Raw genomic sequence first — 25,950 nt, 5'->3', positions numbered from 1 at the left:
CTGCTAAGGTTGCCACCAAAATGAATAGCTAATGAGGTTTTCGCTTGACCCTGACGTTACGTGAGGCAGCAGAGTAGCGGACCTGGCCACAGAGAGGAGCAGTCATGTTAATTCAGGTGGGAGAGCTGGCGAAGCGCGCCGGAATGACGGTGCGTACGCTGCATCATTATGAACAGACGGGGCTGTTAACGCCTTCGGCCAGAAGCGAGGCGGGCTATCGGCTCTATAACCTGTCCGCGGTTCAGCGCCTGCATATGATAAAGGCGCTGGCGCAGGCCGGGCTGACGCTCGCCACCATCAAGGACTATCTCGATCGGCAAACGCTGTCGCTACCCGAGCTGCTGACGCAGCAGATAGAGACGCTCAACGCCCAATTGCGCGATGTCGGCAGGCTGCGCGACCGGCTGTTGGTGCTGCGCGAGGCGCTGGCGGGCGGCAATGAACCCGATCTGGAGTCCTGGCTACAGACGCTGGAGTTAATGAAAATGTACGATCGTTGGTTTAGTCAACAGGAGTTAGCCGCGCTGCCGTTTGCGGCACAGGATGAACAGCGCGCGCAGGCGTGGCGCGAGCTAACAGAGGAGGTGCAGACGCTGATGGCGAGCGGCTGCCCGACGGACAGTCCGCAGGCGATGAGTCTGGCGACGCGCTGGATGGAGCGCCTGGAGCAGGATACGGCAGGGCGCCCGGAGTTTCTGACCCGCCTGAACGAGATGCATGCCGCCGAGCCGCAAATGGTTGAACAGACCGGCGTCACCCCGGCCATCATCGCCTTTATCACCGAGGCCTTTGCCGAAAGCAAACTGGCCATCTGGGCGCGTTACCTCGACGACGAGGAGATGGCGTTCACCCGCCGGCACTATTTCGACCGGCTACAGGAGTGGCCTGCGCTGGTGGCGAAGCTGCATCAGGCGTGCCGGGAGGGCGTAGCGCCGGACTCGGCGTCGGGTCAGGCGCTGGCCCGGGCGTGGCTTGAACTGTTTCAGTCCTATGCCGGTACCCGGCCGCAGACGTTGCAGAAGTTTCGTCGGGCAATGGAGCAGGAGCCGCATTTGATGAAGGGCACCTGGATGACGCCGGCGGTGCTGAGCTGGCTGCAGCAGGCGACCGGAGCCTTGATGCGGCAGGCGCAGGGGCCTGCCGCCGGGTGATCACAGGTCAGCCAGCGCGGCCTGACGATCGGGGTAGAAGCTCAGGCGTCCGGGCAGCGGCTTGACGCCGGCGCGCGCTAACGTGCGCAGCGGCTGAAACTCGAGGTTAGATACGCGCAATTCACAGCCTTCCGGCAGTTTGTTCACAAAGCGCTGGAAGGCATCCAGACCACCGGCGTCGAGAACCGGCACCGCGTCCCATTTCAGCACCACGATGCGCTTGCCGGCGATCCGGGTCTCCAGATCGTTGAATAAACCTTCGGCGGCGGCAAAGAACAGCGGCCCAATCACCCGCAGCACCAGCACATCGTCTGGCACCTCGACGTTGACCGGCGCCAGATGGGTCATGCGTGCGATACGACGCATAAACAACAGCGAGGCCAGCACGATCCCGACGCTGATGGCAATCACCATATCAAACAGCACCGTCAGCGACATGCACATCAGCATCACTACGATGTCGTCTTTCGGCGCGTGGCGCAGCAGGTTGATCACTTTATGCGCCTCGCTCATATTCCATGCCACCATCAGCAGCAGGGCGGCCATCGCCGACAGCGGCAGCCAGGAGAGCAGCGGGGCGAGGATCAGCAGCGCCAGGATCACCAGCAGGGCGTGGATCACGGCGGCCACCGGCGATGTGGCGCCGGCGCGGACGTTCGCCGCCGAGCGGGCAATCGCCGCGGTGGCAGTGATCCCGCCGAAGAACGGCGCAACGATATTACCCAGCCCCTGGCCAATCAGCTCGCTGTTGGCTTTATGCTTGGTCCCGGTCATGCCATCGAGCACCACCGCGCACAGCAGAGACTCAATGGCGCCGAGCATCGCCATGGAGAAGGCGGCAGGCAGCAGAGCCTGCAGCGAGGCCCAGCTCAGGGTAAAGTTTGAACCCGGCATATCCCAGGGCAATACCAGCTGCGGCAGCAGCTGTGGAATGCCGTTGCCCTGAGTGCCGTCTGCCAGCTGATAGTGGAACTGCGAGCCAATTGTGGCGACATCGCCGCCGAGCAAATTAACCACCAGCATCACCGCGCAGCCGGCCAGCAGCGCCGGAAGGTGGCCCGGCAGACGGATACCCAGCCGCGGCCAGAGGAGCAGAGTGCCGAGAGTGACGACGCCGATGGCGGCATCGCCGGGGTTAATCGTTGGCAGGGCCATCGCCAGCGCCGCCACTTTCTGCAGGTAATGCTCCGGCACATGGGGCATCTGCAGGCCGAGGAAGTCTTTAATCTGCATGGTACCGATGGTGATACCGATCCCGGAGGTGAAACCGAGAGTCACCGACAGCGGGATATATTCGATCAGACGGCCAAAGCGCGCCAGACCAAAGAGAATTAAAAAGATCCCCGACATCAGCGTCGCCACCAGTAGCCCCGCCAGACCAAACTGCTGGGAAACCGGATAGAGGATCACCACAAAGGCGGCAGTCGGACCGGAAACGCTAAAGCGCGACCCGCCGGTTATGGCGATCACAATCCCTGCCACCGCTGAGGTATAGAGGCCGTACTGCGGCGGCACACCGCTGCCAATCGCCAGCGCCATCGCCAGCGGAATCGCAATGATCCCGACGGTGATCCCGGCGATCAGGTCGCGGGTAAAGCGGGCGGTGGTGTACTTTTCTTTCCAACAAGCGTCGATGAGGGCGCGGAAAGGCATCACATGTGAGGAAAATAATCTGTTCACAATAATGTTTCATCCATGAGCGCATCATCTGTCAACTAAATGGCAGGTGAAGGAGGCATTGGTCATTTCCACGTCATCCTTCGGGATGCCTCTGTGTTGGCTGCGTTCATTTACCCCGATCACGTACTGCCTGTACGCTCCCGGGGATTCATTCACTTGCCGCCTTGACGCATGCCGAATGATTTTGTGGAAGAATTAAAAATTCAGAGACAAAAAAACCCGCCGCAGCGGGTTTTTATGCTCGGCTCGATTAATGTTCGAACATAGCAGAGATAGATTCTTCATTGCTGATACGGCGAATAGCTTCAGCCAGCATACCGGAGAGCGTCAGAGTACGCACTTTATCCAGCGCTTTAATTTCGGGTGCCAGCGGAATGGTATCGCAAACGACAAATTCATCAATCACAGAGTTTTTGATGTTCTGGATAGCGTTACCGGAGAAGATCGGGTGTGTTGCGTAAGCGAATACGCGTTTCGCGCCACGCTCTTTCAGCGCTTCTGCCGCTTTACACAGGGTGCCGCCGGTGTCGATCATATCGTCGACCATCACGCAGTCACGACCAGCCACGTCGCCGATGATATGCATCACCTGGGAGACGTTGGCGCGCGGACGGCGCTTGTCGATGATAGCCATATCGGTATCATTCAGCAGTTTAGCGATAGCGCGGGCACGCACGACGCCGCCGATGTCCGGAGAAACCACAATCGGGTTGTCCAGGTTCAGCTGCAGCATATCTTCCAGCAGGATTGGGCTGCCGAACACGTTATCAACTGGCACATCGAAGAAGCCCTGGATCTGTTCTGCGTGCAGGTCAACGGTCAGCACGCGGTCAACGCCGACGCTGGACAGGAAATCTGCCACCACTTTCGCGGTGATTGGCACACGAGCAGAACGAACACGACGGTCCTGGCGAGCATAACCGAAGTAAGGGATAACGGCGGTGATACGACCTGCCGAAGCACGACGCAGAGCATCAACCATAACAACCAGTTCCATCAGGTTGTCATTGGTGGGAGCACAAGTGGACTGGATGATGAAAATATCACCACCGCGTACGTTTTCATTGATTTGTACGCTGACTTCGCCGTCGCTAAAACGACCTACAGCGGCGTCGCCAAGAGAAGTGTACAGGCGGTTGGCAATACGTTGTGCTAGTTCCGGGGTGGCGTTACCAGCAAAAAGCTTCATATCAGGCACGAGAAGAACCTCAGGCATGCGTCCAGTGGTGGATGAGTGGGCCAATAATGTGCGGGCTGGCGCCATTCGATCCAGTCGGTGTATTTAAAGAGCACGATGCAACGTCTGGAACAGGGTGACGTTGTCACCGTAACTCAATTTCCCCGGTTGACTCGTTATCGTTGCGCCATCACGGCGCAGGATTCAGAGCAGGGCCTGCTTGAGCGGCGAAAGGTTAACTCCGCGCGCCACAAAGCCGTTTAGCCATGCCGGGGCAGTGTCCAGCACCTGACGGGCAGCGGATTCGGTGTTAAATTCAGCAAACACACAGGCCCCTGTGCCGGTCAGGCGTGACGGCGCATATTCTAACAGCCAGGAAAGCGCTGCATCAACCTCGCGAAAACGTTTTCTTGCGATAAGCTCGCAATCGTTGCTGAATTCACAATTTAATAACGTATTAATTGACCGGCGCGGGGTATTTCGTGGTAGCTCCGGATCGCGAAAAATGACTGGCGTCGGAATACTGACCCCCGGGTGCGCCACCAGGTACCATTTTTCCTCGGGCTCCACCGGTGTCAGAATTTCGCCGACTCCCTCGGCAAAGGCGGCATGGCCGCGCACGAAGACCGGCACATCGGCCCCCAGCTGAAGGCCCAGGGTCGCCAGCTCCTCTTCCGAGAGACCGCAGCCCCAGAGATGGTTGAGCGCCACCAGCACGGTGGCGGCATTGGATGAGCCGCCGCCCAGGCCGCCGCCCATCGGCAGGCGCTTGTCGACACTGATATCGGCGCCGCTACCCGCCGGCAGGCGGTCGCTTTCGCTGGCGGCACGCATCAGCAGACGCGCAGCGCGAACGATCAGGTTCTCCTCGTCCGGCACGCCGGCCACCGGCGTCAGCAGGCGCAGTTGACCGTCAGTTCGCGGTTCGATGGTCAAGGTGTCGCCATAGTCGAGAAACTGAAACAGCGTCTGCAGGGTATGGTAGCCATCGGCCCGCTGGCCGGTGATATATAAAAACAGATTCAGTTTTGCAGGAGAGGGCCAGCGGCTCATCATTTCACGATCCAGTTATCCATCTTCAGCTTGATGCGCTGAGCGCCATTGTTCAGCTCGACATTAGACGGCAGGGCTGGCTGGGTATCGCTGGTGTAGCCGCCGTAGGTGACGTGCCAGGTTTTGCCATTTTGCGTGTAGTTAAGTTCACGCAGACGGTACTGATCGTCCAGCGAATAGTCGGTGGCGTCGCCCGGCAGGCCGATGATCCACTGGCGCAGGCTGTTCAGCGGGATCGGCATCCCGGTCAGGCGGCCGATCATCTCTTCGGCATCGGTGGCAGTGTAGGTCTGGCCTTTGTTATCGATCAGCTGCACGCTGCCTGGCTGCGCGGTCAGCGACAGCTCGGTGCTGCCCAGCGGGTTGGTCAGCAGCAGGCGATAGCGGTCCTGGCCGGTCTGTTGCCAGAAGAAGCGAGCATAGACTTTTTGCTCATCGGAAAGATAGGCAAACGCCCCGCGAGTCTGGAACTGGTTGAGGCTGCGAACAGCCTGCTGGTGCTGACGCCACTGCGGCGAATCCGGGCTTTTGCCAGGCCCTTGCGGCGTATGAAGAGAACAGGCGGTGAGGACGAGGCTGGCCAGCGGCAGCAAGCGGAACAGTCGATTCATAATGATGACAAATCCTTGATGTCTACAGGGAAAAACGGCGGCAGGGGAACAGCGGGCCGATTTGTGTAGCAGGTTACATTTATAACCCTTAATGCTAGCGTCGCCGGGCGATAGCGTCTACGTTCAAGTTGTCTGAAATCAAAAAATTAACGTTAATGGCGGTCTTGCTTTGGCTATTACTCCAAAAGGGGAGCCTCTCTTTTATTGATTACGCGCATCCTGTATGATGCACTCAGACTAACCTTAGCAACGCTGGTACTACTCCCTCACAATGACCCTTTTAGCTCTTGGCATCAATCACAAAACAGCGCCGGTCGACCTGCGAGAACGTGTGACGTTTTCGCCGGAAACGCTCGATCAGGCGCTGGAGAGCTTGCTGGCTCAGCCGATGGTGCAGGGTGGGGTAGTGCTGTCGACCTGCAACCGCACGGAACTCTATCTCAGCGTCGAAGAGCAGGACAATCTGCAGGAAGCGCTGATCCGCTGGCTGTGCAACTATCACGGCCTCAACGAAGAAGACCTGCGTAAGAGCCTCTACTGGCACCAGGATAACGACGCCGTCAGCCATCTGATGCGCGTCGCCAGCGGCCTCGATTCGCTGGTGCTGGGCGAGCCGCAGATCCTCGGCCAGGTGAAAAAAGCGTTTGCTGATTCCAGCCGCGGTCATCTGAACGTCAGCGAACTGGAGCGGATGTTCCAGAAGTCGTTCTCGGTGGCAAAGCGTGTGCGTACCGAAACCGATATCGGCGCCAGCGCCGTTTCCGTCGCGTTCGCCGCCTGTACCCTGGCGCGGCAAATCTTTGAATCGCTCTCCAGCGTCACCGTGTTACTGGTCGGCGCCGGTGAAACCATCGAACTGGTGGCGCGCCATCTTCGCGAACATCACGTGCGCAAAATGGTGATTGCCAACCGCACCCGCGAACGCGCCCAGGCGCTGGCGGACGAAGTGGGCGCCGGGGTGATTGCCCTCAGCGATATCGACGAACGGCTGAAAGAGGCCGACATTATTATCAGCTCCACCGCCAGCCCGCTGCCGATCATCGGCAAAGGCATGGTGGAGCGCGCGCTTAAGGCGCGGCGTAACCAGCCGATGCTGCTGGTGGATATTGCCGTTCCGCGCGATGTCGAACCGGAGGTCGGCAAACTGGCCAACGCCTACCTCTACAGCGTCGACGATCTGCAAAACATCATTCAGCATAACCTGGCGCAGCGTAAAGCCGCGGCGGTGCAGGCGGAATCGATCGTCGAGCAGGAGACCAGCGAATTTATGGCCTGGCTGCGCGCGCAGAGCGCCAGCGAGACGATTCGCGAATACCGTTCTCAGTCTGAGCAGGTCCGTGAGGAGCTGACCGCGAAGGCGCTGGCCGCGCTGGAGCAGGGCGGTGATGCCCAGGAAATTATGCAGGATCTGGCCCGCAAGCTGACCAACCGCCTGATCCACGCGCCAACCAAATCTCTTCAGCAGGCCGCCCGTGACGGGGACGACGAACGCCTGCATATTCTGCGCAACAGCCTCGGGCTGGAATAGCGCACCTTTCTCTTATTTTCAGGACAGGGTGAATTCACGCCTATGAAGTCTTCTATTGTTGCCAAACTGGAAGCGTTGTACGAGCGCCATGAAGAAGTGCAGGCGCTGCTCGGCGATGCCGCGACGATTGCCGATCAGGATAAATTCCGCGCGTTGTCGCGGGAATACGCTCAACTGAGCGATGTGGCGCGCTGCTATACCGACTGGCGTCAGGTGCAGGAGGATATCGAAACTGCGCAGATGATGCTCGACGATCCGGAGATGCGCGAAATGGCGCAGGAAGAGCTGCGTGACGCCAAAGAAAAAGGCGACCAGCTGGAGCAACAGCTGCAGGTGCTGCTGTTGCCGAAAGATCCCGATGACGAGCGTAACGCTTTCGTGGAAGTGCGCGCCGGAACCGGCGGCGACGAAGCGGCGCTGTTTGCCGGCGATCTGTTCCGCATGTACAGCCGCTACGCCGAATCGCGCCGCTGGCAGGTGGAGATCCTCAGCGCCAACGAAGGTGAACACGGCGGATTCAAAGAGGTGATCGCCAAATTCAGCGGCGACGGCGTTTACGGTCGGCTGAAATTTGAATCCGGCGGCCATCGCGTGCAGCGTGTGCCGGCCACCGAATCGCAGGGGCGTATTCATACCTCCGCCTGCACCGTGGCGGTGATGCCGGAGCTGCCGGAAGCCGAAATGCCGGACATTAACCCGGCGGATCTGCGCATCGATACTTTCCGCTCCTCCGGCGCGGGCGGTCAGCACGTCAACACCACCGACTCAGCTATCCGTATTACTCACCTGCCGACCGGCATCGTGGTGGAGTGTCAGGACGAACGTTCCCAGCATAAAAACAAAGCCAAGGCGTTGTCAGTGCTGGGGGCGCGTATCCGCGCCGCCGAAGTGGCCAAGCGTCAGCAGGCGGAAGCCTCCACGCGCCGTAACCTGCTGGGCAGCGGCGATCGTAGCGACCGTAACCGCACTTACAATTTCCCACAGGGGCGCGTGACCGACCACCGCATCAACCTGACGCTTTATCGTCTGGATGAAACCATGGAAGGCAAACTCGATATGCTGATTGAGCCAATTGTTCAGGAATATCAGGCCGATCAGCTGGCGGCGCTGTCCGAGCAGGAATGATGACCTTTCAGGCCTGGCTGCAGCAGGCGATCGCCCGGCTGCGTGAAAGCGACAGCCCGCGACGCGATGCCGAGATCCTGCTGGGACATGTTACCGGCCGGGCGCGCACCTGGATTTTGGCCTTCGGCGAAACGACGCTGTCCGCTGACGAGGCGACGACGCTGGAGGCGCTCCTGCAGCGACGTCAGCGCGGAGAACCCATTGCCCACCTGGTTGGGCAGCGTGAGTTCTGGTCGCTGCCGCTGTTCGTCTCCCCGGCGACGCTGATCCCCCGACCGGATACCGAGTGTCTGGTGGAGCAGGCGCTGGCGCGACTGCCTGCCGCGCCGTGCCGTATTCTCGACCTCGGCACCGGGACCGGCGCCATTGCTCTGGCGCTGGCCAGCGAGCGTCCGGATTGCGAGGTCACCGCGGTGGATGTGATGCCGGACGCCGTGGCGCTGGCACTGCGCAATGCCGCTCATCTGGACATCGCTAACGTGACGATACGGCAAAGCGACTGGTTTAGCGCGCTGGCCGGGCAGCGTTTTGCCATGATCGTCAGTAATCCACCCTATATCGACGCCGCCGACCCGCATCTCGCCGAGGGCGATGTGCGCTTTGAGCCGTTGACGGCGCTGGTTGCTGCCGATCAGGGGCTGGCGGATCTGGCGCAGATTATCCGCGAGGGACGGCAGTATCTGCTGCCCGGCGGCTGGATGCTGCTGGAGCATGGCTGGACCCAGGGCGAGGCGGTTCGCGCCCTGTTCCGCGAAGCGGGCTATCTCGACGTCGCGACCTGTCGCGACTATGGCGACAATGAACGTCTGACTCTCGGACGTTTACCCGACATGGAGAACGTTGGCTGATGAACTTATTCACGGCTGTCCTCTACCTGCACATCGCCAGCGTGGTGGTGTCGGTAGGATTGTTCGTTTTACGTTACTGGTGGATGTATCATCAGAGCCCGCTGCTGAACCAGCGGTGGGTGCGAATTGCGCCGCACTGCAGCGATACGCTGCTGTTTCTCAGCGGTGCGGGTTTAATGGCGATAACGCACTACCTGCCGTTCACCGAAGACGGCGCATGGCTGACTGAAAAGCTGTTTGGCGTTATCATTTACATCGCATTAGGTTTTATCGCGCTGGGCCGCCGTCGTCCGCGCAGCCAGCAGAGCCGTTTTATCGCGTTCCTGCTGGCGCTGGTGGTGTTGTTTATTATCATTCAACTCGCCATCACAAGAATACCGATACTGGGGTAGGGCATGGGGTCATTAGCGGATTTCGAATTTAACAAAGCGCCATTGTGTGATGGCATGGTCCTCATTTCTGAACAGGTCCGCGACGATTTTCCGTCGCGTTTTGTCGAGGAAGAGCTGCAGCGGCTGCTGCGCCTCGCGCAGGAGGAGATTGCGCCGTCGTGGGACCAGGAACGCCAGATAGAACGCCTGCTGGCGCTGTTTTACGACGAGTGGGGCTTTGGCGCGTCGCAGGGCATTTATCGTCTTTCCGACGCGTTATGGCTGGATAAAGTGCTGGTCAACCGTCAGGGGAGCGCGGTGTCGTTAGGCGCGATCCTGCTGTGGATCGCCCAGCGCCTGGCGCTGCCGGTGGTGCCGGTGATCTTCCCGACCCAAATGCTGTTGCGTGCGGATCCGGAAACCAGCGAAGAGATGTGGCTGATTAATCCGTTTAACGGCGAGACCCTCGACGAACATACCCTGGAGGTATGGCTGAAGGGCAACATCGGGCCGGTGGCGGAACTGTTTAATGAAGATCTCGACGAAGCGGATAACGCCGAGGTGATCCGCAAGCTGCTGGACACCCTGAAGTCGGCGCTGATGGAAGAGCGGCAGATGGAGCTGGCTCTGCGCGCCAGCGAAGCGCTGCTGCAGTTTAACCCGGAAGATCCGTATGAGATCCGCGACCGCGGGCTGATATACGCCCAGCTGGACTGCGATCACGTGGCGCTGTTGGATCTGAGCTATTTCGTTGAGCAGTGCCCGGAGGATCCGATCAGTGAGATGATCCGCGCGCAGATCAACACGATTTCGCACAAACAAATTACATTGCATTAGTCTGGAACCATTCCGGTTACACCCTGATAAGGCGAACTTATGAAACAAAAAGTGGTTAGCATTGGTGATATCAACGTAGCAAACGACCTGCCGTTCGTGCTGTTCGGCGGGATGAACGTGCTGGAGTCGCGCGACCTGGCGATGCGCATCTGCGAACATTACGTCACCGTTACGCAGAAGCTTGGCATCCCCTACGTCTTCAAAGCCTCCTTTGATAAAGCCAACCGTTCCTCCATCCACTCCTATCGTGGTCCGGGTCTGGAAGAAGGGATGAAGATTTTCCAGGAGCTGAAGCAGACCTTTGGCGTGAAAATCATCACCGACGTTCATGAAGCCAGCCAGGCGCAGCCGGTGGCTGACGTGGTGGACGTGATCCAGCTTCCGGCCTTCCTCGCGCGCCAGACTGACCTGGTGGAAGCGATGGCCAAAACCGGGGCGGTGATCAACGTCAAGAAGCCGCAGTTCGTCAGCCCGGGTCAGATGGGCAATATCGTCGATAAGTTTATCGAAGGCGGTAACGACAAAGTGATCCTCTGCGACCGCGGCGCTAACTTCGGTTACGACAACCTGGTCGTGGATATGCTCGGCTTCGGCGTGATGAAGAAAGCCTCCAACAACTCGCCGGTTATCTTCGACGTCACCCACGCGCTGCAGTGCCGCGACCCGTTTGGCGCTGCCTCCGGCGGTCGCCGCGCGCAGGTGAGCGAGCTGGCCCGCGCCGGTATGGCGGTAGGTATCGCCGGTCTGTTTATCGAAGCGCATCCGGATCCGGACCACGCGAAATGCGACGGCCCGTCCGCGCTGCCGCTGGATAAACTGGAGCCGTTCCTCAAGCAGATGAAAGCGATTGACGATCTGGTGAAAAGCTTCGACGAGCTGGATACCAGCAAGTAAGCCTGACCGCATCACAGAAAAAGCCTGCCGGTGTTAACACCGGCAGGCTTTTTTTTCGCCCGGACTCCGCCGGGCGGGTAAGCGGGGTCAGGCGAAAATGGTCATCAGATAGGCGGCGAACAGCGCCAGGTGGGCCGCGCCGTTCAGCACATTGGTGCGCCCGGTGGAGAAGGAGATATGGCACAGCACCAGCGAGGCGACCATCACCACCATCTCCGGGGCGCCAAGGCCAAAGCGCAGCTCATTGCCGGTCAGGAAGGCGATGAGGGTGACCACCGGGACCGTCAGCGAGATGGTGGCCAGTACGGAGCCGAAAAACAGGTTCATCGCCCGCTGTACCTGATTGTTGAGCACCGCTTTGAGGGCGCCAAGGCCTTCCGGCGACAGGATCAGCAGGGCCACCAGGAAGCCGGTAAAGGCCACCGGGGCGTTCATGCTGGTCAACAGCGTTTCCAGCGGATTGGCGTTCATTTTGGTGACCGCGATCACTGCCACCAGGTGCACCAGCAGCCAGGCGGTATGCCACCCGCTGCTGTGGGCAGACGGTTTACCGTGGTGCGGGTCGTCATCGTCGCTGTCGTCTTCATGCTCATAAACAAACAGACTCTGATGGGTTTTGGTTTGAATCAGCAGGAAAACGCCGTACATGGCCGCCGAGATCACCGCCACCAGCAGCGATTGCCCGGTGCTGAAGTTTGCGCCCGGCAGCGCCATCGGAAACACCAGCACGATAATCGCCAGCGGAAACAGGGCGATAAGATACTGCTTAATGCCGAACAGATTCATATATTGGGTGGCAAATTTACGCCCGCCCAGCAGCAGAGAGAAACCGACCAGACCGCCGGTGACGATCATAATAATGGAGTAGAGCGTATCACGCATCAGGGTCGGCGCGGCGTCGCCGGTGGCCATTAAGGCGGAGATCAGACTGACCTCAAGGATAACCACCGACAGACTGAGAATCAGGGAGCCATAGGGTTCGCCCAGGCGGTGGGCGAGGACGTCGGCGTGGCGGACCACGCTGAAGGCGCTGCTTAAAATACCGACCAGCGCGAGGATATTAATTGCGATAACCACTGGCAGTGACTGGCTGCTGCCCCAGAAAAACAGCACCGCCAGCGCCAGCACCGGAAAGACGAGGGAAGACTCCTTATGGCGGGTTTTTACCGCCTCATGTGCATGGGTCATGAACCATCTCCATTTATGCAGGTGTTATAATTATAAAAACGTAGGGCGGTAAAGTAACAGATTTTGATAAATTACCGCTGGTTTTTTACTTAAATTTACGGGTATCGAGTGATATCTTGATTAGTTTATTATAATTTATGTTTACCACTATTTAGTTCTTACTATTCAGATAATTACTAAAATAATTTTTCTACTCATTTTGACCTTGATAGCCAGCCGCTTGCGTACCAGACTTAAATTTAATGCTCAAACAGGAGGTCAGTATGCCCTATCGCAATAAACAAGAACTCCCCGACAGCGTTCAGCATGTTCTGCCTGCTCATGCGCAGGAAATTTATAAAGAAGCGTTTAACAGCGCCTGGGATCAATATAAAGATAAAGATGAGCGGCGCGATGACGCCAGCCGCGAAGAGACGGCGCACAAAGTCGCCTGGGCGGCGGTGAAGAACAGCTACGAGAAAGGCGATGATGATAAGTGGCATAAGAAAAAATAATTGCTGACGCCGCTTTTATGCTTGCCAGCGCCCCGCTGATTGCTTATTGAAGGATAAAGCTGGATAATATTTCAGCAATATTAACGGATGCATGAGACGAACGCCGGGAAGCGGGCAGTGGCGGAGGTAGTAAACAGTGTTAACTCGTGATTTCTTAATGAATGCGGATTGTAAGACAGCGTTTGGCGCTATTGAGGAATCGCTACTCTGGTCGGCAGAACAACGTGCAGCCTCGCTGGCGGCGACGCTGGCCTGCCGCCCGGATGATGGCTCAGTGTGGATCTTTGGCTACGGTTCGCTTATCTGGAACCCGGCGCTCAATTATCGCGAGTCCTGCACCGGGACGCTGCCGGGCTGGCATCGTGCGTTTTGCCTGCGGTTGACCGCCGGGCGCGGTAGCGCCTGCCAGCCGGGCCGCATGCTGGCTCTCAAAGAGGGCGGCCGAACCACCGGCGTCGCCTATCGTTTGCCTGACGACACGCTGGAAGAAGAGCTGACCCTGCTGTGGAAGCGGGAGATGATCACCGGCTGCTATCTGCCCACCTGGTGCAAGCTGGAGCTGGACGACGGACGGACGGTGAATGCCCTGGTGTTTATTATGGATCCGCGCCATCCACTGTTTGAACCGGATACCAGCGCCCAGGTTATCGCCCCGCTGATCGCCCGGGCCAGCGGGCCGCTCGGCACCAACGCCCAGTATCTGTTTTCGCTCGAGCAGGCGCTAAGCAAGCTGGGGATGCACGACGCCAGTCTTGATGACCTGGTGGCCAGCGTACGCGCGCTGTTGGGCGAGAGTCCGACGCCGGGCCTGGCCTGAGCGCGCGGAAAATAAAACGCCCGGCATGGCCGGGCGTCCGATTGCTGACCAGTAAGGAAAAAGCGTGGTTTTTCCTTACTGGTGGTTATCAGCCGAAAATCAATAAATTGATTTTCCTTGTTATTTTTCTGGTGCAATCTGCAAGCACAATGATTGCATGAGGTTTGTCATGAATCTCACGCCCGGCACGGCCGGGCGTATGTTCTGATAGTAACTGTCAGGCTGGCACGTAGCTGATGGAGTGCTCCAGTGACTGGCTGTGACTGTCGATAAGCACGTTCCAGGTGCCGCTGTAGGGCACCGTCAGATAGGCGCTATCCCGATCCTGCACGCTCAGAATATCCGCATGGCTATCGCCCGGGACCTTCGCGCTCATTAGATGAATATGGCAGCGCTCTGAACACCGCACCACCAGTGTGTCACCACCAAATAACGTCAAACTTGCTTTAACCATCGCCATTTTTGTACCCCGTTTCTGTCCCGCTACAGCATCCTGCCCACCCAGTCCTCGCGTGATATTGTTCACACTTTGCTCTGTGCATCACACCAAACGGCGCGGGCCGGGATGCTGATTTTGATCAAAAAAAGGGATAAAGATTAAACAAAAATGACGTTGTTCCTGAAAGCATTCAGCTAACGTTTTTTTTGTCTCTTCAAGCGCCAATACGTGACATTTCATCCCGTTCGATGGCCTACATTCAGAAGGTCAGCACTTTATCTGCCGCCAGCGTCCACTGGGCCAGCTCAACCAGAGTACCGACCTCCACGCCGTCAATCAGCGGTAGCGCGCTGACGCCGCGGCCGTCCGCGCAGGTTTTGCACAACTTCACCGGCACCTGCTGGGCGGTGAGGATCTCCAGCATCTGTTGCACATTGTATCCTTCCGCCGGCTTCTGCCCGCGCAGCCCGGCGGTGACGGCGTCGGACATCAGAAACAGCTTGAGATCGAGGTCGGACTGTTGCTCGCGCAGGGCAATGGCCAGGCGCAGGCTGTTGAACAGGGATTCGCTGCCATAGGCGGCGCCGTTGGCGATAATCACAATACGTTGCATACAAACTCCTTCTTAAAGGCACGGTTATTGCTTTACCGCAGTATAAAGCGTTAACCCGGAGGAGGGGTATGAATAATACGACTGGTCACGCGCACGATGAGACGGCCTGGCTGCAGCTGGCGCGTCGCCTGCAAAAACAACAACTTCAGCAGCTTAGCCAACTGGGGGAACTGGCCAGCCAGCTCAGCGCGCTGGTGCATATGCTGCAGTGCGAGCGCGGGGCGTCGAATATTTTTCTTTGCTCGGGCGGCCAACTGTATGCGGCGGAGTGTCGGGCGGGCGGGGCGCTGGTTGATGAGCGGTTAGCGCTGTTCTATGCCAGTCTCGAACGGGCACGTACGGTCGCCGGCAGCGCGCTGTGCTGGCGCATTGCCAGGGCGGTTGGCGATCTGCTGCAGCTTCCGGCGCTGCGCGAGCAGATCGCCCGCCGGCAGATTGCCGCGGAAGCCGCGACGGAGCAGTTCAGCCGTGTCATCCGCCATCTGCTGAACATCGTCCCGCAGCTCAATGACAGCATTGACGATCCGCCTGTGGCCGGCCGCATGGTCGCCCTGTACAGCTTTATGCAGGGTAAAGAGCTGGTGGGTCAGGAGCGCGCGCTGGGCGCTCTGGGCTTTACCCGCGGCGAGTTCAGCGACAGCCTGCGCCAGCAGCTGGTGGACCGTATTGACGGTCAGCAGCCCTGCTTCGATAGCTTTCAGGCGCTGGGCAGCCCGGCGACCGTCCAGCTGTTTATCACCCAATGCCAGGCCGGCCTGGACATTGAGCAACTGCGGCGGATCGCCTGTACCCGCCAGCCGGCCGCCGACGGCGGGGAAACGGCGCTGCGCTGGTTTGGCCTGCAAACCCAGCGGCTTGAACACCTGCGCGAAGTGGAAGAGCAATTGATCGACGATCTGCTGAACGCCACCGACGCGCTGTTAGTGGACGACGCGCCTGGCTGGCTGGCCGGCGAGGAAGTCGATACCCTGACTCCGCATCTGGATAAACAGCTGCTGCCGCTGGTGCGCCAGCAGGCCTATGAGCTGCAGCAGCTCTCCAGCCAGCTGGCCTCGCTGAAAGACGCGCTCGAAGAACGCAAGCTGATCGAAAAAGCGAAAAGCCTGCTGATGACGCACCAGGGAATGCAGGAGGAGCAGGCCTGGCAGACGCTGCGCAAGATGGCCATGGACAAAAATCAGCGCATGGTTGAGATAGCCCGCGCGCTGCTGATGGTGAAGGCGATTTGGCCGCTAACACCAAAGGAGTAGATGCACAATCGATGGGCATTCTCTGCCTGTCGGCGGTGCACTTTTACGTGAAAAACCGGCCAATGTTGGGAAAAAGCCTGCCAGCGCGCGATTGCCAAAGCTGGCATCCCGTTTGCATTACTTATTGAGTGAATAAAAGTCCGGACAACGAACCAATGGCGGTTCGGGTGTCCGTGGATAAAGGCGTCCTGCAGTGCGTATGCACTGTCGGACGCTTTTTTTTTGCGCGTGGTGGAGCGGATATGAGCGACAAGTTTTCAATTTCCCGGCGGCGCTTGCTGCAGGCAGGGGCCGCGCTGGGCGGCGCGATGCTGCTGCCGGGGGTGATGCAGGCCGCATGGGCCGGCGGATCGGACAAACCGGAGCAAACCCGCGTGCGGGTCGGATTTATTCCGCTGACCGATTGCGCGCCGCTGGCTATCGCCGCGGCGAAGGGGTTTGACAAAAAGTATGGCATCACCCTGGTGGCGAGTAAGGAAGCCAGCTGGGCGGCGGTGCGCGACAAGCTGGTGGCCGGTGAGCTGGACGCGGCGCATATTCTCTACGGCCTGCTGTACGGTCTTGAACTGGGGATCGCCAGCAAGCCGCAGGCGATGGCTAATCTGATGACCCTCAACCGCAATGGTCAGGCGATTACCCTCTCCAGCGAACTGCAGGAGAAAGGGGTAACCGACCTCAGCGGGCTGAAACGGCTGATCGACCGCAGCGCACCGGGCAGCTACACCTTCGCCCATACCTTTCCCACCGGCACCCATGCCATGTGGCTCTACTACTGGCTGGCGAGCGCCGGTATCGATCCCTTTAACGATGTGCGCACCGTCGTGGTGCCGCCGCCGCAGATGGTGATGAACATGCGCATCGGCAATATGAGCGGCTTTTGCGTCGGCGAGCCGTGGAACGCGCGCGCCATTAACGACCGCATTGGCTTCACCGCGGCCACTTCCCAGGATATCTGGCCCGAGCATCCGGAAAAGGTGCTGGGCACCCGTCGCGACTGGGTGGAACGTAACCCGAACACCGCCCGCGCGCTGGTGGCGGCCCTGATGGAGGCGCAGCGCTGGATCGCCGCCTCGCCGGAGAACACTCAGGAGACGGCCCGCCTGCTCGCCAGACGCGGCTGGCTCAATACCAAGGAACAGTACCTCACCGGCCGGATGCTGGGGGAGTATGACAACGGTCTCGGCCGCCGCTGGCAGGATGCCCATCCGATGCGCTTCTGGGCCGGGGGCGAGGTGAGTTTCCCCTGGCTGTCGGACGGAATGTGGTTCCTCACCCAGTTCCGCCGCTGGGGGTTGCTGAAGCAGGCTCCGGATTACCTCGCGGTGGCGTCGCGCATTAACCGCATCGACGTCTGGCAGGCTGCCGCCCAGGCGGTCGGCGGGATCAGCACCCCGGCAGCCACGATGCGTAACAGCACACTGATGGACGGTACGGTCTGGAACGGGTCTGACCCGGAAGGCTACGCCCGCCATTTTGCCATTCAACGTAAGGGGGCATGAGATGAAGCAGGCACAACGTAAGCAACCGGTCGTCAGCGTGGAGAACGCGCCTGGCGAAGTGATTATCCTGCCGCCGGTGCAGGTCCGGCGCACCACGCCAACCGTCACGCGCTGGCTGCGTGAGCTCATTCAGCGCCTGCTGCCCCCGCTGTTGGGGTTGGGGGTGCTGCTGCTGGCCTGGCAGCTGGCGGCGATGCACAGCAAAGGTTTTCCCACGCCGCTGAGCACGCTGGACTCGGCGCTGACGCTGTTTGCCGATCCGTTCTATCAGGACGGGCCCAATGACATGGGCATCGGCTGGAACGTGCTGGCCTCCCTGCAGCGCGTGGCGGTGGGCTTCGGCCTGGCGGCGCTGGCGGGCATTCCGCTGGGGTTTTTGATCGGCCGTTCGCTGTTCTTCGCCCGCATGTTTAATCCGCTGATTGCCCTGCTGCGCCCGGTCAGCCCGCTGGCCTGGCTGCCGATTGGCCTGCTGCTGTTCCAGAAGGCGGAGCCGGCCTCCAGCTGGACCATTTTTATCTGCTCCATCTGGCCGATGGTGATCAACACCGCGGAAGGCGTGCGGCGGATCCCGCAGGACTATCTCAACGTCGCCCGCGTCCTCCAGCTCTCAGAGTGGACGGTGATGCGCAAAATTCTCTTTCCGGCGGTGCTGCCGGCGGTGCTCACCGGCGTGCGTCTCTCCATCGGCATCGCCTGGCTGGTGATCGTGGCGGCGGAAATGCTCACCGGCGGGTTGGGGATCGGCTTCTGGATCTGGAACGAGTGGAACAACCTCAATGTGGAAAACATCATCATCGCCATCGTCATTATCGGCGTCGTCGGCCTGCTGCTGGAGCAGGGTCTGATGCTGCTCGCCCGCCGCTTTAGCTGGCAGGACAAATAAGGAGCCAACATGAAACCATTAATTCAGGTGCAGGCCGTCAGCCAGCGCTTTAACACCGCCAGCGGCGAGTTCCTGGCGCTGCAGAATGTTTCCTTCGATATCGTCGAAGGGGAGACCATCAGTCTGATCGGCCACTCGGGCTGCGGAAAATCGACCCTGCTGAATCTGATCGCCGGGATCACGACGCCCACCGAGGGCGGACTGCTGTGCGATAACCGGGAAATCGCCGGGCCCGGGCCGGAGCGGGCGGTGGTTTTCCAGAACCACTCGCTACTGCCGTGGCTGAGCTGTTTCGATAATGTGGCGCTGGCGGTGGATCAGGTGTTCCGTCGCACCATGAGCAAGAGTGAGCGCCGGGAGTGGATCGAACACAACCTGGCGCGCGTGCAGATGGGGCATGCGCTGCACAAACGTCCCGGGGAGATCTCCGGCGGCATGAAGCAGCGGGTAGGTATCGCCCGGGCGCTGGCGATGAAGCCGAAGGTGCTGTTGCTTGATGAGCCCTTCGGCGCCCTGGATGCGCTGACCCGCGCTCACCTTCAGGACACGGTGATGCATATCCAGCAGGAGCTTAATACTACCATCGTCATGATCACCCACGACGTTGATGAAGCGGTGCTGCTCTCGGATCGGGTGCTGATGATGACCAACGGTCCGGCGGCGACGGTCGGTGAGATCCTCGCGGTCGATCTGCCGCGTCCGCGTCACCGCGTTCAGCTGGCGGACGACAGCCGGTATCACCATCTGCGCCAGCAGATCCTGCATTTTTTGTATGAAAAACAGCCGAAAGCGGCGTGAGGAGGCGGTCATGACGCGGCGACTGGTGGTGATCGGTAACGGCATGGCAGCCACCCGACTGGTGCAGCGACTGGTTGAGCGCGACCCCGCGCAGTTTGCCATTACTGTCGTCGGCGACGAGCCGCATCCGGCCTATAACCGCATTCAGCTCTCGCCGCTGCTGGCTGGCGAAAAAACGGCGGCGCAGCTCCCGTTGCTGCCGGCGGAGTGGTACACCCGGCACGGGGTGTGCCTGCGGTCCGGCGAGGCGGTCGATGAAGTCGATGTTGAGCAACGGCGGCTGCGCATCGCGGAAACCTGGCTACCGTGGGACGAGCTGGTGTTCGCCACCGGTTCGCGGCCCTTTATCCCGCCGCTGCCGGGCAGTGATCGTCCGCAGGTTATCCCCTTCCGCACCCTGGCGGACGTGGAACGTATTCTGGCGATACCCGGGCCGGCGGTGGTGATTGGCGGTGGGGTTCTGGGTGTGGAAGCGGCGGCGGCGCTGCGTCGCCACGGCGGGGAGGTCACTCTTCTGCATCGTGGCAGCGGATTAATGGCGCCGCTGACCGACGCTTTTGCCGCCGATGAGCTCAGGCAGCAGCTTGAAGCGCGCGGCATCCGCTGTGTGCTGGAATGCCGGATCGCCGCCATCGAAGAGGATGGCGTGCGGCTGGCGGACGGGCGCGCTTTCCGTGCCGCCAGAGTGGTGCTGGCCGCCGGCGTGCAGCCTAACAGCCGTCTGGCGGCGCAGAGCGGCGTGCTGTGTCAGCGGGGGATCGTGGTTGACCGCCAGATGGCCGCCTCGCTGCCGGGGATCAGCGCCGTCGGGGAATGTTGCGAAATTGACGGCCAGACCTGGGGGCTGGTGGCTCCCTGCCTGCGCCAGGCCGAGGTACTGGCGGATCGCCTGTGCGGCGCCCCCGGTGAGGGCTTTGTCTGGCAGGACGCCGGGACCCGCCTGAAGGTTACCGGCATTGAACTCTTTAGCGTCGGGGAGCAGCAGGCCGGCGAACAGGATGACATCTATACCAGCTGGGACCCCATCGATCGCCACTACCGTCGCCTGCTGCTGCGCGACGGCCGCCTGCGCGGCGTGCTGCTGATGGGCGACTGCACCGCCGCCGCCGCGCTCACCGCGCGCCTGGAAAGCGACGAGCCCGCCACCGCGGACTGGCTTTTTGACCCCTCTTCAACGCAGCCGCAGGCTGCAGGAATAATGACGATGACGAAACCTGTATTAGTGCTGGTGGGACATGGCATGGTCGGCCACCATTTTCTCGAACAATGCGTGAGCCGCAATCTGCATCAGCAATATCGAATCGTGGTGTTTGGCGAAGAGCGTTACCCCGCCTACGACCGGGTACACCTCTCCGAGTATTTTGCCGGACGCAGCGCCGAGTCGCTGTCGCTGGCGGCCGGGGATTTCTTTATTGAACACGGTATTGAACTCCGCCTCGGCGAGGCGGTGGCGACCATCGACCGCGACGCACGGCTGGTACGGGACGCCGAGGGGCATGAAATCCACTGGGATAAACTGGTGCTGGCGACCGGCTCCTATCCCTTTGTTCCGCCAATCCCCGGTAACGATCTCGCGGGGTGCTTTGTCTACCGCACTCTTGACGATCTCGACCGTATCGCCGCCCATGCCGCCGCGGCGAAGAGCGGGGTGGTTATCGGCGGCGGCCTGCTCGGGCTGGAGGCGGCTAACGCCCTGAAACAGCTGGGGCTGGACACGCACGTAGTGGAGTTTGCCCCGAACCTGATGGCCGTCCAGCTGGATAACGGCGGGGCGGCGATGCTGCGGGAGAAGATCGTCGCCCTCGGCGTGGGGGTGCATACCAGCAAAGCGACCACCGCCATCGTGCGCGAGGCCGACGGCCTGCGGCTGAACTTTGCCGACGGCGGCGCGCTGCGGACCGACATGGTGGTCTTCTCGGCGGGGATCCGTCCGCAGGACGCGCTGGCCCGCGGTTGCATGCTGCAGGTGGGCGAACGCGGGGGCATTCACATCGACGGCCAGTGCCGCACCTCTGACCCGGACGTGCTGGCGATAGGCGAATGCGCCCTGTGGGACAATAAAATTTACGGTCTGGTGGCGCCGGGCTATCAGATGGCGCGTATCGCCGCGGCCACCCTCGCGGGAGAAGACGCCTGCTTTAGCGGCGCCGACATGAGTACCAAACTGAAGCTGCTGGGGGTGGACGTCGCCTCATTTGGCGATGCGCAGGGGCGCACGCCGGGCTGCCAGAGCTATCAATGGACCGATGGTCCGCAGCAGGTGTACAAAAAAATCGTCGTCAGTCAGGACGGCAAAACCCTGCTTGGCGGCGTGCTGGTGGGGGAGGCCAGCGACTATGCCACGCTGCTGCAGATGATGCTGAACGGCATGGCGCTGCCGCCGCGTCCGGAGAGCCTGATCCTGCCCGCGCTGGAGGGCGCCGCGCCGAAGGCGCTCGGCGTCGCGGCGCTGCCCGATAGCGCGCCGATCTGCTCCTGCCATAATGTCAGCAAAGGCGATATCTGCCAGGCGGTGAACAATGGGGCGGGGGATATGGCGGCGATAAAAAGCTGCACCAGAGCGGCCACCGGCTGCGGCGGCTGCAGCGCGCTGGTGAAACAGGTGATGGAGTACCAGCTGGCGGAGCAGGGCGTCGAAGTGAAAAAAGACGTCTGCGAGCATTTCCCGTGGTCGCGCCAGGAGATCTACCACCTGGTACGGGTCAATCATATCCATACCTTCGAGCAGCTGATTAGCCGCTACGGCCAGGGGCACGGCTGTGATGTCTGCAAACCGCTGGTGGCCTCGGTGCTGGCTTCCTGCTGGAACGAGTACCTGCTGAAGCCGGCGCACCTGCCGCTGCAGGATACCAACGACCGCTATTTCGCCAACATTCAGAAGGACGGAACCTATTCGGTGGTGCCGCGGATGGCGGCGGGGGAAGTGACGCCGGACGGGCTGATCGCTATCGGGCAGATCGCCAAACGTTACCAGCTCTACAGCAAAGTGACCGGCGGCCAGCGTATCGATCTGTTTGGCGCGCGGCTGGAACAGCTGCCGGCTATCTGGCGCGAGCTGGCCGACGCCGGGTTTGAAACCGGCCACGCCTACGGCAAGTCGCTGCGCACGGTGAAATCCTGCGTCGGCTCAACCTGGTGTCGCTACGGCGTGCAGGACTCCACCGGGCTCGCCGTGCGGCTCGAGCATCGCTATAAAGGGCTGCGCGCCCCGCACAAAATCAAGATGGCGGTCTCCGGCTGCACCCGCGAATGTGCCGAAGCCCAGGGAAAAGATATCGGGGTGATTGCCACCGATAAAGGCTGGAATCTGTACGTCTGCGGCAACGGCGGGATGAAACCGCGTCACGCCGACCTGTTTGCCAGCGATCTCGACGAAGCGACGCTGATCCGCAGCATCGATCGTCTGCTGATGTTCTATATCCGTACCGCCGATCGCCTGCAGCGGACCAGCACCTGGATGGATAACCTGGAGGGCGGCGTCGCCTATCTGCGGCAGGTGGTGCTGGAGGATAGTCTCGGCATTGGCGAGGAGCTGGAGCAGGAGATGGCCCGGATCGTCGACAGCTACCAGTGCGAGTGGCAGACCACCCTCAACGATCCGCAGCGTCTGGCGCTGTTCCGCTCCTTCGTGAACAGCGACCAGCCGGACGAGGCGGTGCAGCGCCACGAGCTGCGTGGTCAGCCGCAGCTGTTACAGACTGAGACGTTGCCCGAGGGCGAACTCCCATCCCGGCCGTGGCAGGCGGTATGCGACCTTGACGCCATCCCGGCGCAGGCGGGGATCGGCGCCCGCTTAGGGGAGCGGCAGATTGCCCTGTTCCGCTTTGGCGATCGGGTCTACGCCCTGGACAACCGCGAGCCGGGCAGCGCGGCCAACGTGCTGTCACGCGGGCTGTTAGGGGACGTCGGCGGCGAGCCGGTGGTGATTTCCCCGCTGTACAAACAGCGGATCCGCCTGCGCGACGGCTGGCCGTGCGACGGCAGTGAACAGGCGGTACGCGCCTGGCCGGTGAAAGTGGAAAACGGCAAAGTGTGGGTGGGCAGCCAGCAGCTGCTGGCCCGAGCGGAGGCCTCCTGATGCAGACCATCCGAACGACCTGCCCCTACTGCGGCGTAGGCTGCGGGGTGCTGGCGAGCGTGGACGATGCGGGGCAGGTGAGCGTGCGCGGCGACGATCAGCACCCGGCCAACCTCGGCCGCCTGTGCGTCAAAGGGGCGGCCCTCGGGGAGACCACGGGCCTGGCGGGGCGGCTGCTGGCGCCGGAGGTGGACGGCCAGCAAGTAGCCTGGCCTCAGGCGCTGGCGGAGACCGCTGCGCGCCTGCAACAGGTTATCGACCAGCACGGCCCGCAGGCGGTGGCCTTCTACGCCTCTGGCCAGCTGTTAACCGAGGATTACTATGCCGCCAACAAGCTGATGAAGGGATTTATCGGCGCGGCGAACATCGACACCAATTCGCGGCTGTGCATGTCGTCGGCGGTGACCGGCTACAAACGGGCCTTTGGCGCCGATGTGGTGCCCTGTAGCTATGAGGATGTGGAAAACAGCGATCTGGTGGTGCTGGTCGGCTCGAACGCCGCCTGGGCGCACCCGGTGCTGTTCCAGCGGCTGGCGCAGGCGAAGCGGGATAATCCCCGACTGCGGATCGTGGTGATCGACCCCCGGCGCACCGCCACCTGCGAGATCGCCGACCGCCATCTGGCGCTGGCCCCGGGGAGCGACGGTGGGTTGTTCGTGGGGCTGCTTAACGCCGTGGCGCAGGCCGGAGCCTGCATCGACGGCTTTCGCGATGGCTCACAGGCGCTGGCCGAGGCGAGAGGCTGGGACGTGGCGAAGGTAGCGGATTTTTGCGGCCTGACTGTCGATGAGGTGGCGGCCTTCTATCGCGAGTTTATCGCCGCCCCGCGGGCGATCACCCTCTACACCATGGGAATCAATCAATCCGCCAGCGGCAGCGACAAATGTAACGCCATCATCAACGTCCATCTGGCCAGCGGGAAGTATGGCCGCCCCGGCTGCGGCCCCTTTTCGCTGACCGGTCAACCCAACGCCATGGGCGGCCGCGAAGTCGGCGGGCTGGCGACGATGCTGGCCGCGCACATGGATTTTGTGCCAGACGATCTGCAGCGGCTGGCCCGCTTCTGGGGGACGGAACGGCTGGCGCAGACCCCAGGGCTGACCGCCGTGGAGCTGTTTGCCGCCATTGGCCGCGGCGAGGTCAAAGCGGTGTGGATCATGGGCACCAACCCGGTGGTGTCGCTCCCTGACAGCCACGCGGTGAGCCAGGCGCTGGCCGCCTGTCCGCTGGTGATCGTCTCGGATGTCGCCGCCCAGACCGATACCGGACATTTCGCCCACATCCGCTTTCCGGCGCTGGCCTGGGGCGAGAAGAATGGCACGGTCACCAACTCGGAGCGGCGGATCTCCCGTCAGCGCAGCTTCCTGCCGCCGCCGGGGGAGGCGAAAGCGGACTGGTGGATCATCGCCAGAGTGGGGCAGGCGCTAGGGTATCGCGAGGCGTTTGCCTGGCAGCATCCGCATGACGTCTTCCGCGAGCATGCGGCGCTGTCCGGTTTCGAAAACGACGGTCAGCGGGCGTTTGATATCGGCGCGCTGGCGGATCTCAGCCGTGAGGCGTGGGAGGCTATGGCGCCGGTGCGCTGGCCGGTCAGTCGCAGCGAGGCCGCCTGGGATATCGCGCGCGGCTGGCATGGCGATGGCAGGCTGCGGATGGTGCCGGTGACGCCTCAACCGACCCGGGCGACCACCGATGTCTTTTATCCGCTGATCCTCAACAGCGGGCGGATCCGCGATCAGTGGCACACCATGACCCGTACCGGCGCGGTGCCGCGGCTGATGCAGCATATTGCGGAGCCGGTGGTGGAGGTGACGCCGCAGGATGCCGTTCGCTACCAGCTTCCCGCCGACGGGCTGGCGCGGATCTGGTCGCGGCATGGGGTGATGGTGGCGAAAGTGACGATCAGCGAAGGGCAGCGCCCCGGCTCGCTGTTTGTCCCGATGCACTGGAACAACCAGTTTGCCCGTCAGGGGCGGGTGAATAACCTGCTGACCGCCGTCACCGACCCGTATTCCGGCCAGCCGGAAAGTAAACAGGCGGCGGTGGCCATCGCCGCCTGGCAACCAGCCTGGCACAGCGAGCTGTTCTGTCGCGAACCGCTGCCGTTTCCTGCCGCCTGGCACTGGCGGCGGCGGGCGGCGCCTGGCGTGCTGCACTATTCGCTGGCCGGGGAGGTGTCTGCCCGACAGTGGATCAGCGCGTGGTGCGCCCGGCGCGGCTGGCAGCTACAGGTGGCTGACGGCGGCGCGGTATGGAACCTGCTGGCCTGGCATCAGGGGAGGCTGATGCTCGGCTGGTGGAGCGATGCGCGCGAGCCGGCGGTGGATAGCGCATGGATAAGCGCCGCCTTTGCCGCGCCGCCGTCCGATGCCGTCCAACGACATGCGTTGCTTAGCGGCCGACCAGGCGCCGCCGTCGCCCCGCGGGGGCGGATCGTCTGTAGCTGCTTTGGCGTGGGGGAACGGTCAATTAACGAGGCTATCGCCAGCGGCTGCGCCAGCGTCGGGGCGCTGGGTGGAAAGCTGAAATGCGGGACCAACTGCGGCTCCTGCGTGCCGGAACTCAACGCGCTGCTGGCGGCGCAACGAACCCGAACCCAGGCGTAACGGTGGC

22 protein-coding genes are annotated in these 25,950 nt (G+C 61.4%); 15 read left to right on the top strand and 7 right to left on the bottom strand.

Features of this window, described 5'->3' with window-relative positions:
* The first annotated feature begins 104 nt into the window (after positions 1–104).
* Positions 105–1,151, top strand: a complete 1,047-nt coding sequence (locus tag HMPREF3142_RS07330) for a MerR family transcriptional regulator (RefSeq protein ID WP_012541336.1) — start codon at positions 105–107, stop codon at positions 1,149–1,151.
* On the opposite strand, the gene dauA is transcribed toward HMPREF3142_RS07330, so the two are convergent.
* The 4 genes from dauA to lolB all read right to left on the bottom strand — a co-directional run bounded on the left by dauA (position 1,152) and on the right by lolB (position 5,672).
* Complete coding sequence (gene dauA / locus HMPREF3142_RS07325) at positions 1,152–2,831, bottom strand: C4-dicarboxylic acid transporter DauA (RefSeq protein WP_077270031.1); 1,680 nt, start codon at positions 2,829–2,831, stop codon at positions 1,152–1,154.
* A gap of 250 nt (positions 2,832–3,081) precedes the next feature.
* Positions 3,082–4,029: a ribose-phosphate diphosphokinase gene (gene prs / locus HMPREF3142_RS07320; RefSeq protein ID WP_002910407.1), complete on the bottom strand. Its 948-nt coding sequence runs from the start codon at positions 4,027–4,029 to the stop codon at positions 3,082–3,084.
* A 183-nt stretch (positions 4,030–4,212) separates the two neighbouring features.
* Positions 4,213–5,061 (bottom strand): 4-(cytidine 5'-diphospho)-2-C-methyl-D-erythritol kinase, encoded by an 849-nt coding sequence (ispE, locus tag HMPREF3142_RS07315; protein WP_012541338.1) that lies wholly within the window; start codon positions 5,059–5,061, stop codon positions 4,213–4,215.
* A complete protein-coding gene (gene lolB, locus HMPREF3142_RS07310) occupies positions 5,061–5,672 on the bottom strand; it encodes a lipoprotein insertase outer membrane protein LolB (RefSeq protein WP_008804385.1) in 612 nt (203 codons plus the stop codon). Before lolB ends, ispE begins: the two co-directional genes overlap by 1 nt.
* 271 nt (positions 5,673–5,943) lie before the next feature.
* Here lolB and hemA point away from each other — a divergent pair, with 271 nt between their 5' ends.
* Genes hemA through kdsA form a run of 6 tightly spaced genes read left to right on the top strand, consistent with a single transcriptional unit; the run spans position 5,944 to position 11,275 of the window.
* Positions 5,944–7,200 (top strand): glutamyl-tRNA reductase, encoded by a 1,257-nt coding sequence (gene hemA / locus HMPREF3142_RS07305; protein ID WP_070611914.1) that lies wholly within the window; start codon positions 5,944–5,946, stop codon positions 7,198–7,200.
* A gap of 42 nt (positions 7,201–7,242) precedes the next feature.
* Entirely contained in the window at positions 7,243–8,325 is a 1,083-nt protein-coding gene (gene prfA / locus HMPREF3142_RS07300; RefSeq protein WP_008804387.1) for a peptide chain release factor 1, read from the top strand.
* Entirely contained in the window at positions 8,325–9,173 is an 849-nt protein-coding gene (gene prmC / locus HMPREF3142_RS07295) for a peptide chain release factor N(5)-glutamine methyltransferase (RefSeq protein ID WP_032735945.1), read from the top strand. Before prfA ends, prmC begins: the two co-directional genes overlap by 1 nt.
* Entirely contained in the window at positions 9,173–9,565 is a 393-nt protein-coding gene (gene sirB2, locus HMPREF3142_RS07290) for an invasion regulator SirB2 (protein WP_008804389.1), read from the top strand. The genes prmC and sirB2 overlap by 1 nt, the downstream gene beginning before the upstream one ends.
* 3 nt (positions 9,566–9,568) lie before the next feature.
* On the top strand, positions 9,569–10,381 hold the full coding sequence (gene sirB1, locus HMPREF3142_RS07285) for an invasion regulator SirB1 (protein WP_008804390.1): 813 nt from the start codon (positions 9,569–9,571) through the stop codon (positions 10,379–10,381).
* A 39-nt stretch (positions 10,382–10,420) separates the two neighbouring features.
* Positions 10,421–11,275 (top strand): 3-deoxy-8-phosphooctulonate synthase, encoded by an 855-nt coding sequence (kdsA, locus tag HMPREF3142_RS07280; RefSeq protein WP_002910393.1) that lies wholly within the window; start codon positions 10,421–10,423, stop codon positions 11,273–11,275.
* A gap of 87 nt (positions 11,276–11,362) precedes the next feature.
* Here kdsA and chaA read toward each other — a convergent pair whose 3' ends face one another.
* Positions 11,363–12,463, bottom strand: coding sequence for a sodium-potassium/proton antiporter ChaA (gene chaA / locus HMPREF3142_RS07275; RefSeq protein ID WP_008804391.1), 1,101 nt, complete (start codon positions 12,461–12,463; stop codon positions 11,363–11,365).
* 263 nt (positions 12,464–12,726) lie between these two features.
* Here chaA and chaB point away from each other — a divergent pair, with 263 nt between their 5' ends.
* Complete coding sequence (chaB, locus tag HMPREF3142_RS07270) at positions 12,727–12,957, top strand: putative cation transport regulator ChaB (protein ID WP_008804392.1); 231 nt, start codon at positions 12,727–12,729, stop codon at positions 12,955–12,957.
* Positions 12,958–13,093: 136 nt separating this feature from the next.
* Positions 13,094–13,774 (top strand): gamma-glutamylcyclotransferase, encoded by a 681-nt coding sequence (locus HMPREF3142_RS07265; RefSeq protein WP_004203203.1) that lies wholly within the window; start codon positions 13,094–13,096, stop codon positions 13,772–13,774.
* A gap of 217 nt (positions 13,775–13,991) precedes the next feature.
* Here HMPREF3142_RS07265 and HMPREF3142_RS07260 read toward each other — a convergent pair whose 3' ends face one another.
* Complete coding sequence (locus tag HMPREF3142_RS07260; protein ID WP_002910387.1) at positions 13,992–14,234, bottom strand: DUF1883 domain-containing protein; 243 nt, start codon at positions 14,232–14,234, stop codon at positions 13,992–13,994.
* Between the two features lie 238 nt (positions 14,235–14,472).
* Positions 14,473–14,826 carry a DsrE/DsrF/TusD sulfur relay family protein gene (locus HMPREF3142_RS07255; protein WP_012541343.1) on the bottom strand — a complete coding sequence of 118 codons (354 nt, stop codon included), beginning with the start codon at positions 14,824–14,826 and terminating at the stop codon, positions 14,473–14,475.
* Positions 14,827–14,894: 68 nt separating this feature from the next.
* Between HMPREF3142_RS07255 and nasR the strand changes: the two genes are divergently transcribed.
* From nasR to HMPREF3142_RS07225, 6 genes are all read left to right on the top strand, one after another.
* On the top strand, positions 14,895–16,076 hold the full coding sequence (gene nasR / locus HMPREF3142_RS07250) for a nitrate regulatory protein NasR (protein ID WP_008804394.1): 1,182 nt from the start codon (positions 14,895–14,897) through the stop codon (positions 16,074–16,076).
* 242 nt (positions 16,077–16,318) lie between these two features.
* On the top strand, positions 16,319–17,575 hold the full coding sequence (locus tag HMPREF3142_RS07245) for a CmpA/NrtA family ABC transporter substrate-binding protein (RefSeq protein WP_023297843.1): 1,257 nt from the start codon (positions 16,319–16,321) through the stop codon (positions 17,573–17,575).
* Position 17,576: 1 nt separating this feature from the next.
* Positions 17,577–18,461 (top strand): nitrate ABC transporter permease, encoded by an 885-nt coding sequence (ntrB, locus tag HMPREF3142_RS07240; protein WP_008804396.1) that lies wholly within the window; start codon positions 17,577–17,579, stop codon positions 18,459–18,461.
* A gap of 9 nt (positions 18,462–18,470) precedes the next feature.
* Positions 18,471–19,259: an ABC transporter ATP-binding protein gene (locus tag HMPREF3142_RS07235; protein WP_004145418.1), complete on the top strand. Its 789-nt coding sequence runs from the start codon at positions 18,471–18,473 to the stop codon at positions 19,257–19,259.
* Between the two features lie 10 nt (positions 19,260–19,269).
* Positions 19,270–23,337: a nitrite reductase large subunit NirB gene (nirB, locus tag HMPREF3142_RS07230; RefSeq protein ID WP_077270030.1), complete on the top strand. Its 4,068-nt coding sequence runs from the start codon at positions 19,270–19,272 to the stop codon at positions 23,335–23,337.
* Positions 23,337–25,943 (top strand): nitrate reductase, encoded by a 2,607-nt coding sequence (locus HMPREF3142_RS07225; RefSeq protein WP_048330433.1) that lies wholly within the window; start codon positions 23,337–23,339, stop codon positions 25,941–25,943. Before nirB ends, HMPREF3142_RS07225 begins: the two co-directional genes overlap by 1 nt.
* Positions 25,944–25,950: the final 7 nt, after the last annotated feature.

Origin of the sequence: Klebsiella sp. HMSC16C06, from assembly GCF_001808325.1 — a bacterium.
GTDB lineage: Bacteria > Pseudomonadota > Gammaproteobacteria > Enterobacterales > Enterobacteriaceae > Klebsiella > Klebsiella variicola.
The sequence above is the reverse complement of the archived record's forward strand: the minus strand, read 5'-3'. Positions and strand labels throughout refer to the sequence as shown.

Coding starts and splice junctions, on each gene's coding strand:
- nirB (WP_077270030.1), top strand. CDS start 19,270: ATGACGCGGCGACTGGTGGTGATCGGTAACGGCATGGCAGCCACCCGA.
- hemA (WP_070611914.1), top strand. CDS start 5,944: ATGACCCTTTTAGCTCTTGGCATCAATCACAAAACAGCGCCGGTCGAC.
- HMPREF3142_RS07235 (WP_004145418.1), top strand. CDS start 18,471: ATGAAACCATTAATTCAGGTGCAGGCCGTCAGCCAGCGCTTTAACACC.
- HMPREF3142_RS07330 (WP_012541336.1), top strand. CDS start 105: ATGTTAATTCAGGTGGGAGAGCTGGCGAAGCGCGCCGGAATGACGGTG.
- nasR (WP_008804394.1), top strand. CDS start 14,895: ATGAATAATACGACTGGTCACGCGCACGATGAGACGGCCTGGCTGCAG.
- HMPREF3142_RS07255 (WP_012541343.1), bottom strand. CDS start 14,826: ATGCAACGTATTGTGATTATCGCCAACGGCGCCGCCTATGGCAGCGAA.
- prmC (WP_032735945.1), top strand. CDS start 8,325: ATGACCTTTCAGGCCTGGCTGCAGCAGGCGATCGCCCGGCTGCGTGAA.
- HMPREF3142_RS07260 (WP_002910387.1), bottom strand. CDS start 14,234: ATGGCGATGGTTAAAGCAAGTTTGACGTTATTTGGTGGTGACACACTG.
- ntrB (WP_008804396.1), top strand. CDS start 17,577: ATGAAGCAGGCACAACGTAAGCAACCGGTCGTCAGCGTGGAGAACGCG.
- chaB (WP_008804392.1), top strand. CDS start 12,727: ATGCCCTATCGCAATAAACAAGAACTCCCCGACAGCGTTCAGCATGTT.
- kdsA (WP_002910393.1), top strand. CDS start 10,421: ATGAAACAAAAAGTGGTTAGCATTGGTGATATCAACGTAGCAAACGAC.
- HMPREF3142_RS07225 (WP_048330433.1), top strand. CDS start 23,337: ATGCAGACCATCCGAACGACCTGCCCCTACTGCGGCGTAGGCTGCGGG.
- HMPREF3142_RS07245 (WP_023297843.1), top strand. CDS start 16,319: ATGAGCGACAAGTTTTCAATTTCCCGGCGGCGCTTGCTGCAGGCAGGG.
- sirB1 (WP_008804390.1), top strand. CDS start 9,569: ATGGGGTCATTAGCGGATTTCGAATTTAACAAAGCGCCATTGTGTGAT.
- prfA (WP_008804387.1), top strand. CDS start 7,243: ATGAAGTCTTCTATTGTTGCCAAACTGGAAGCGTTGTACGAGCGCCAT.
- ispE (WP_012541338.1), bottom strand. CDS start 5,061: ATGAGCCGCTGGCCCTCTCCTGCAAAACTGAATCTGTTTTTATATATC.
- lolB (WP_008804385.1), bottom strand. CDS start 5,672: ATGAATCGACTGTTCCGCTTGCTGCCGCTGGCCAGCCTCGTCCTCACC.
- sirB2 (WP_008804389.1), top strand. CDS start 9,173: ATGAACTTATTCACGGCTGTCCTCTACCTGCACATCGCCAGCGTGGTG.
- chaA (WP_008804391.1), bottom strand. CDS start 12,463: ATGACCCATGCACATGAGGCGGTAAAAACCCGCCATAAGGAGTCTTCC.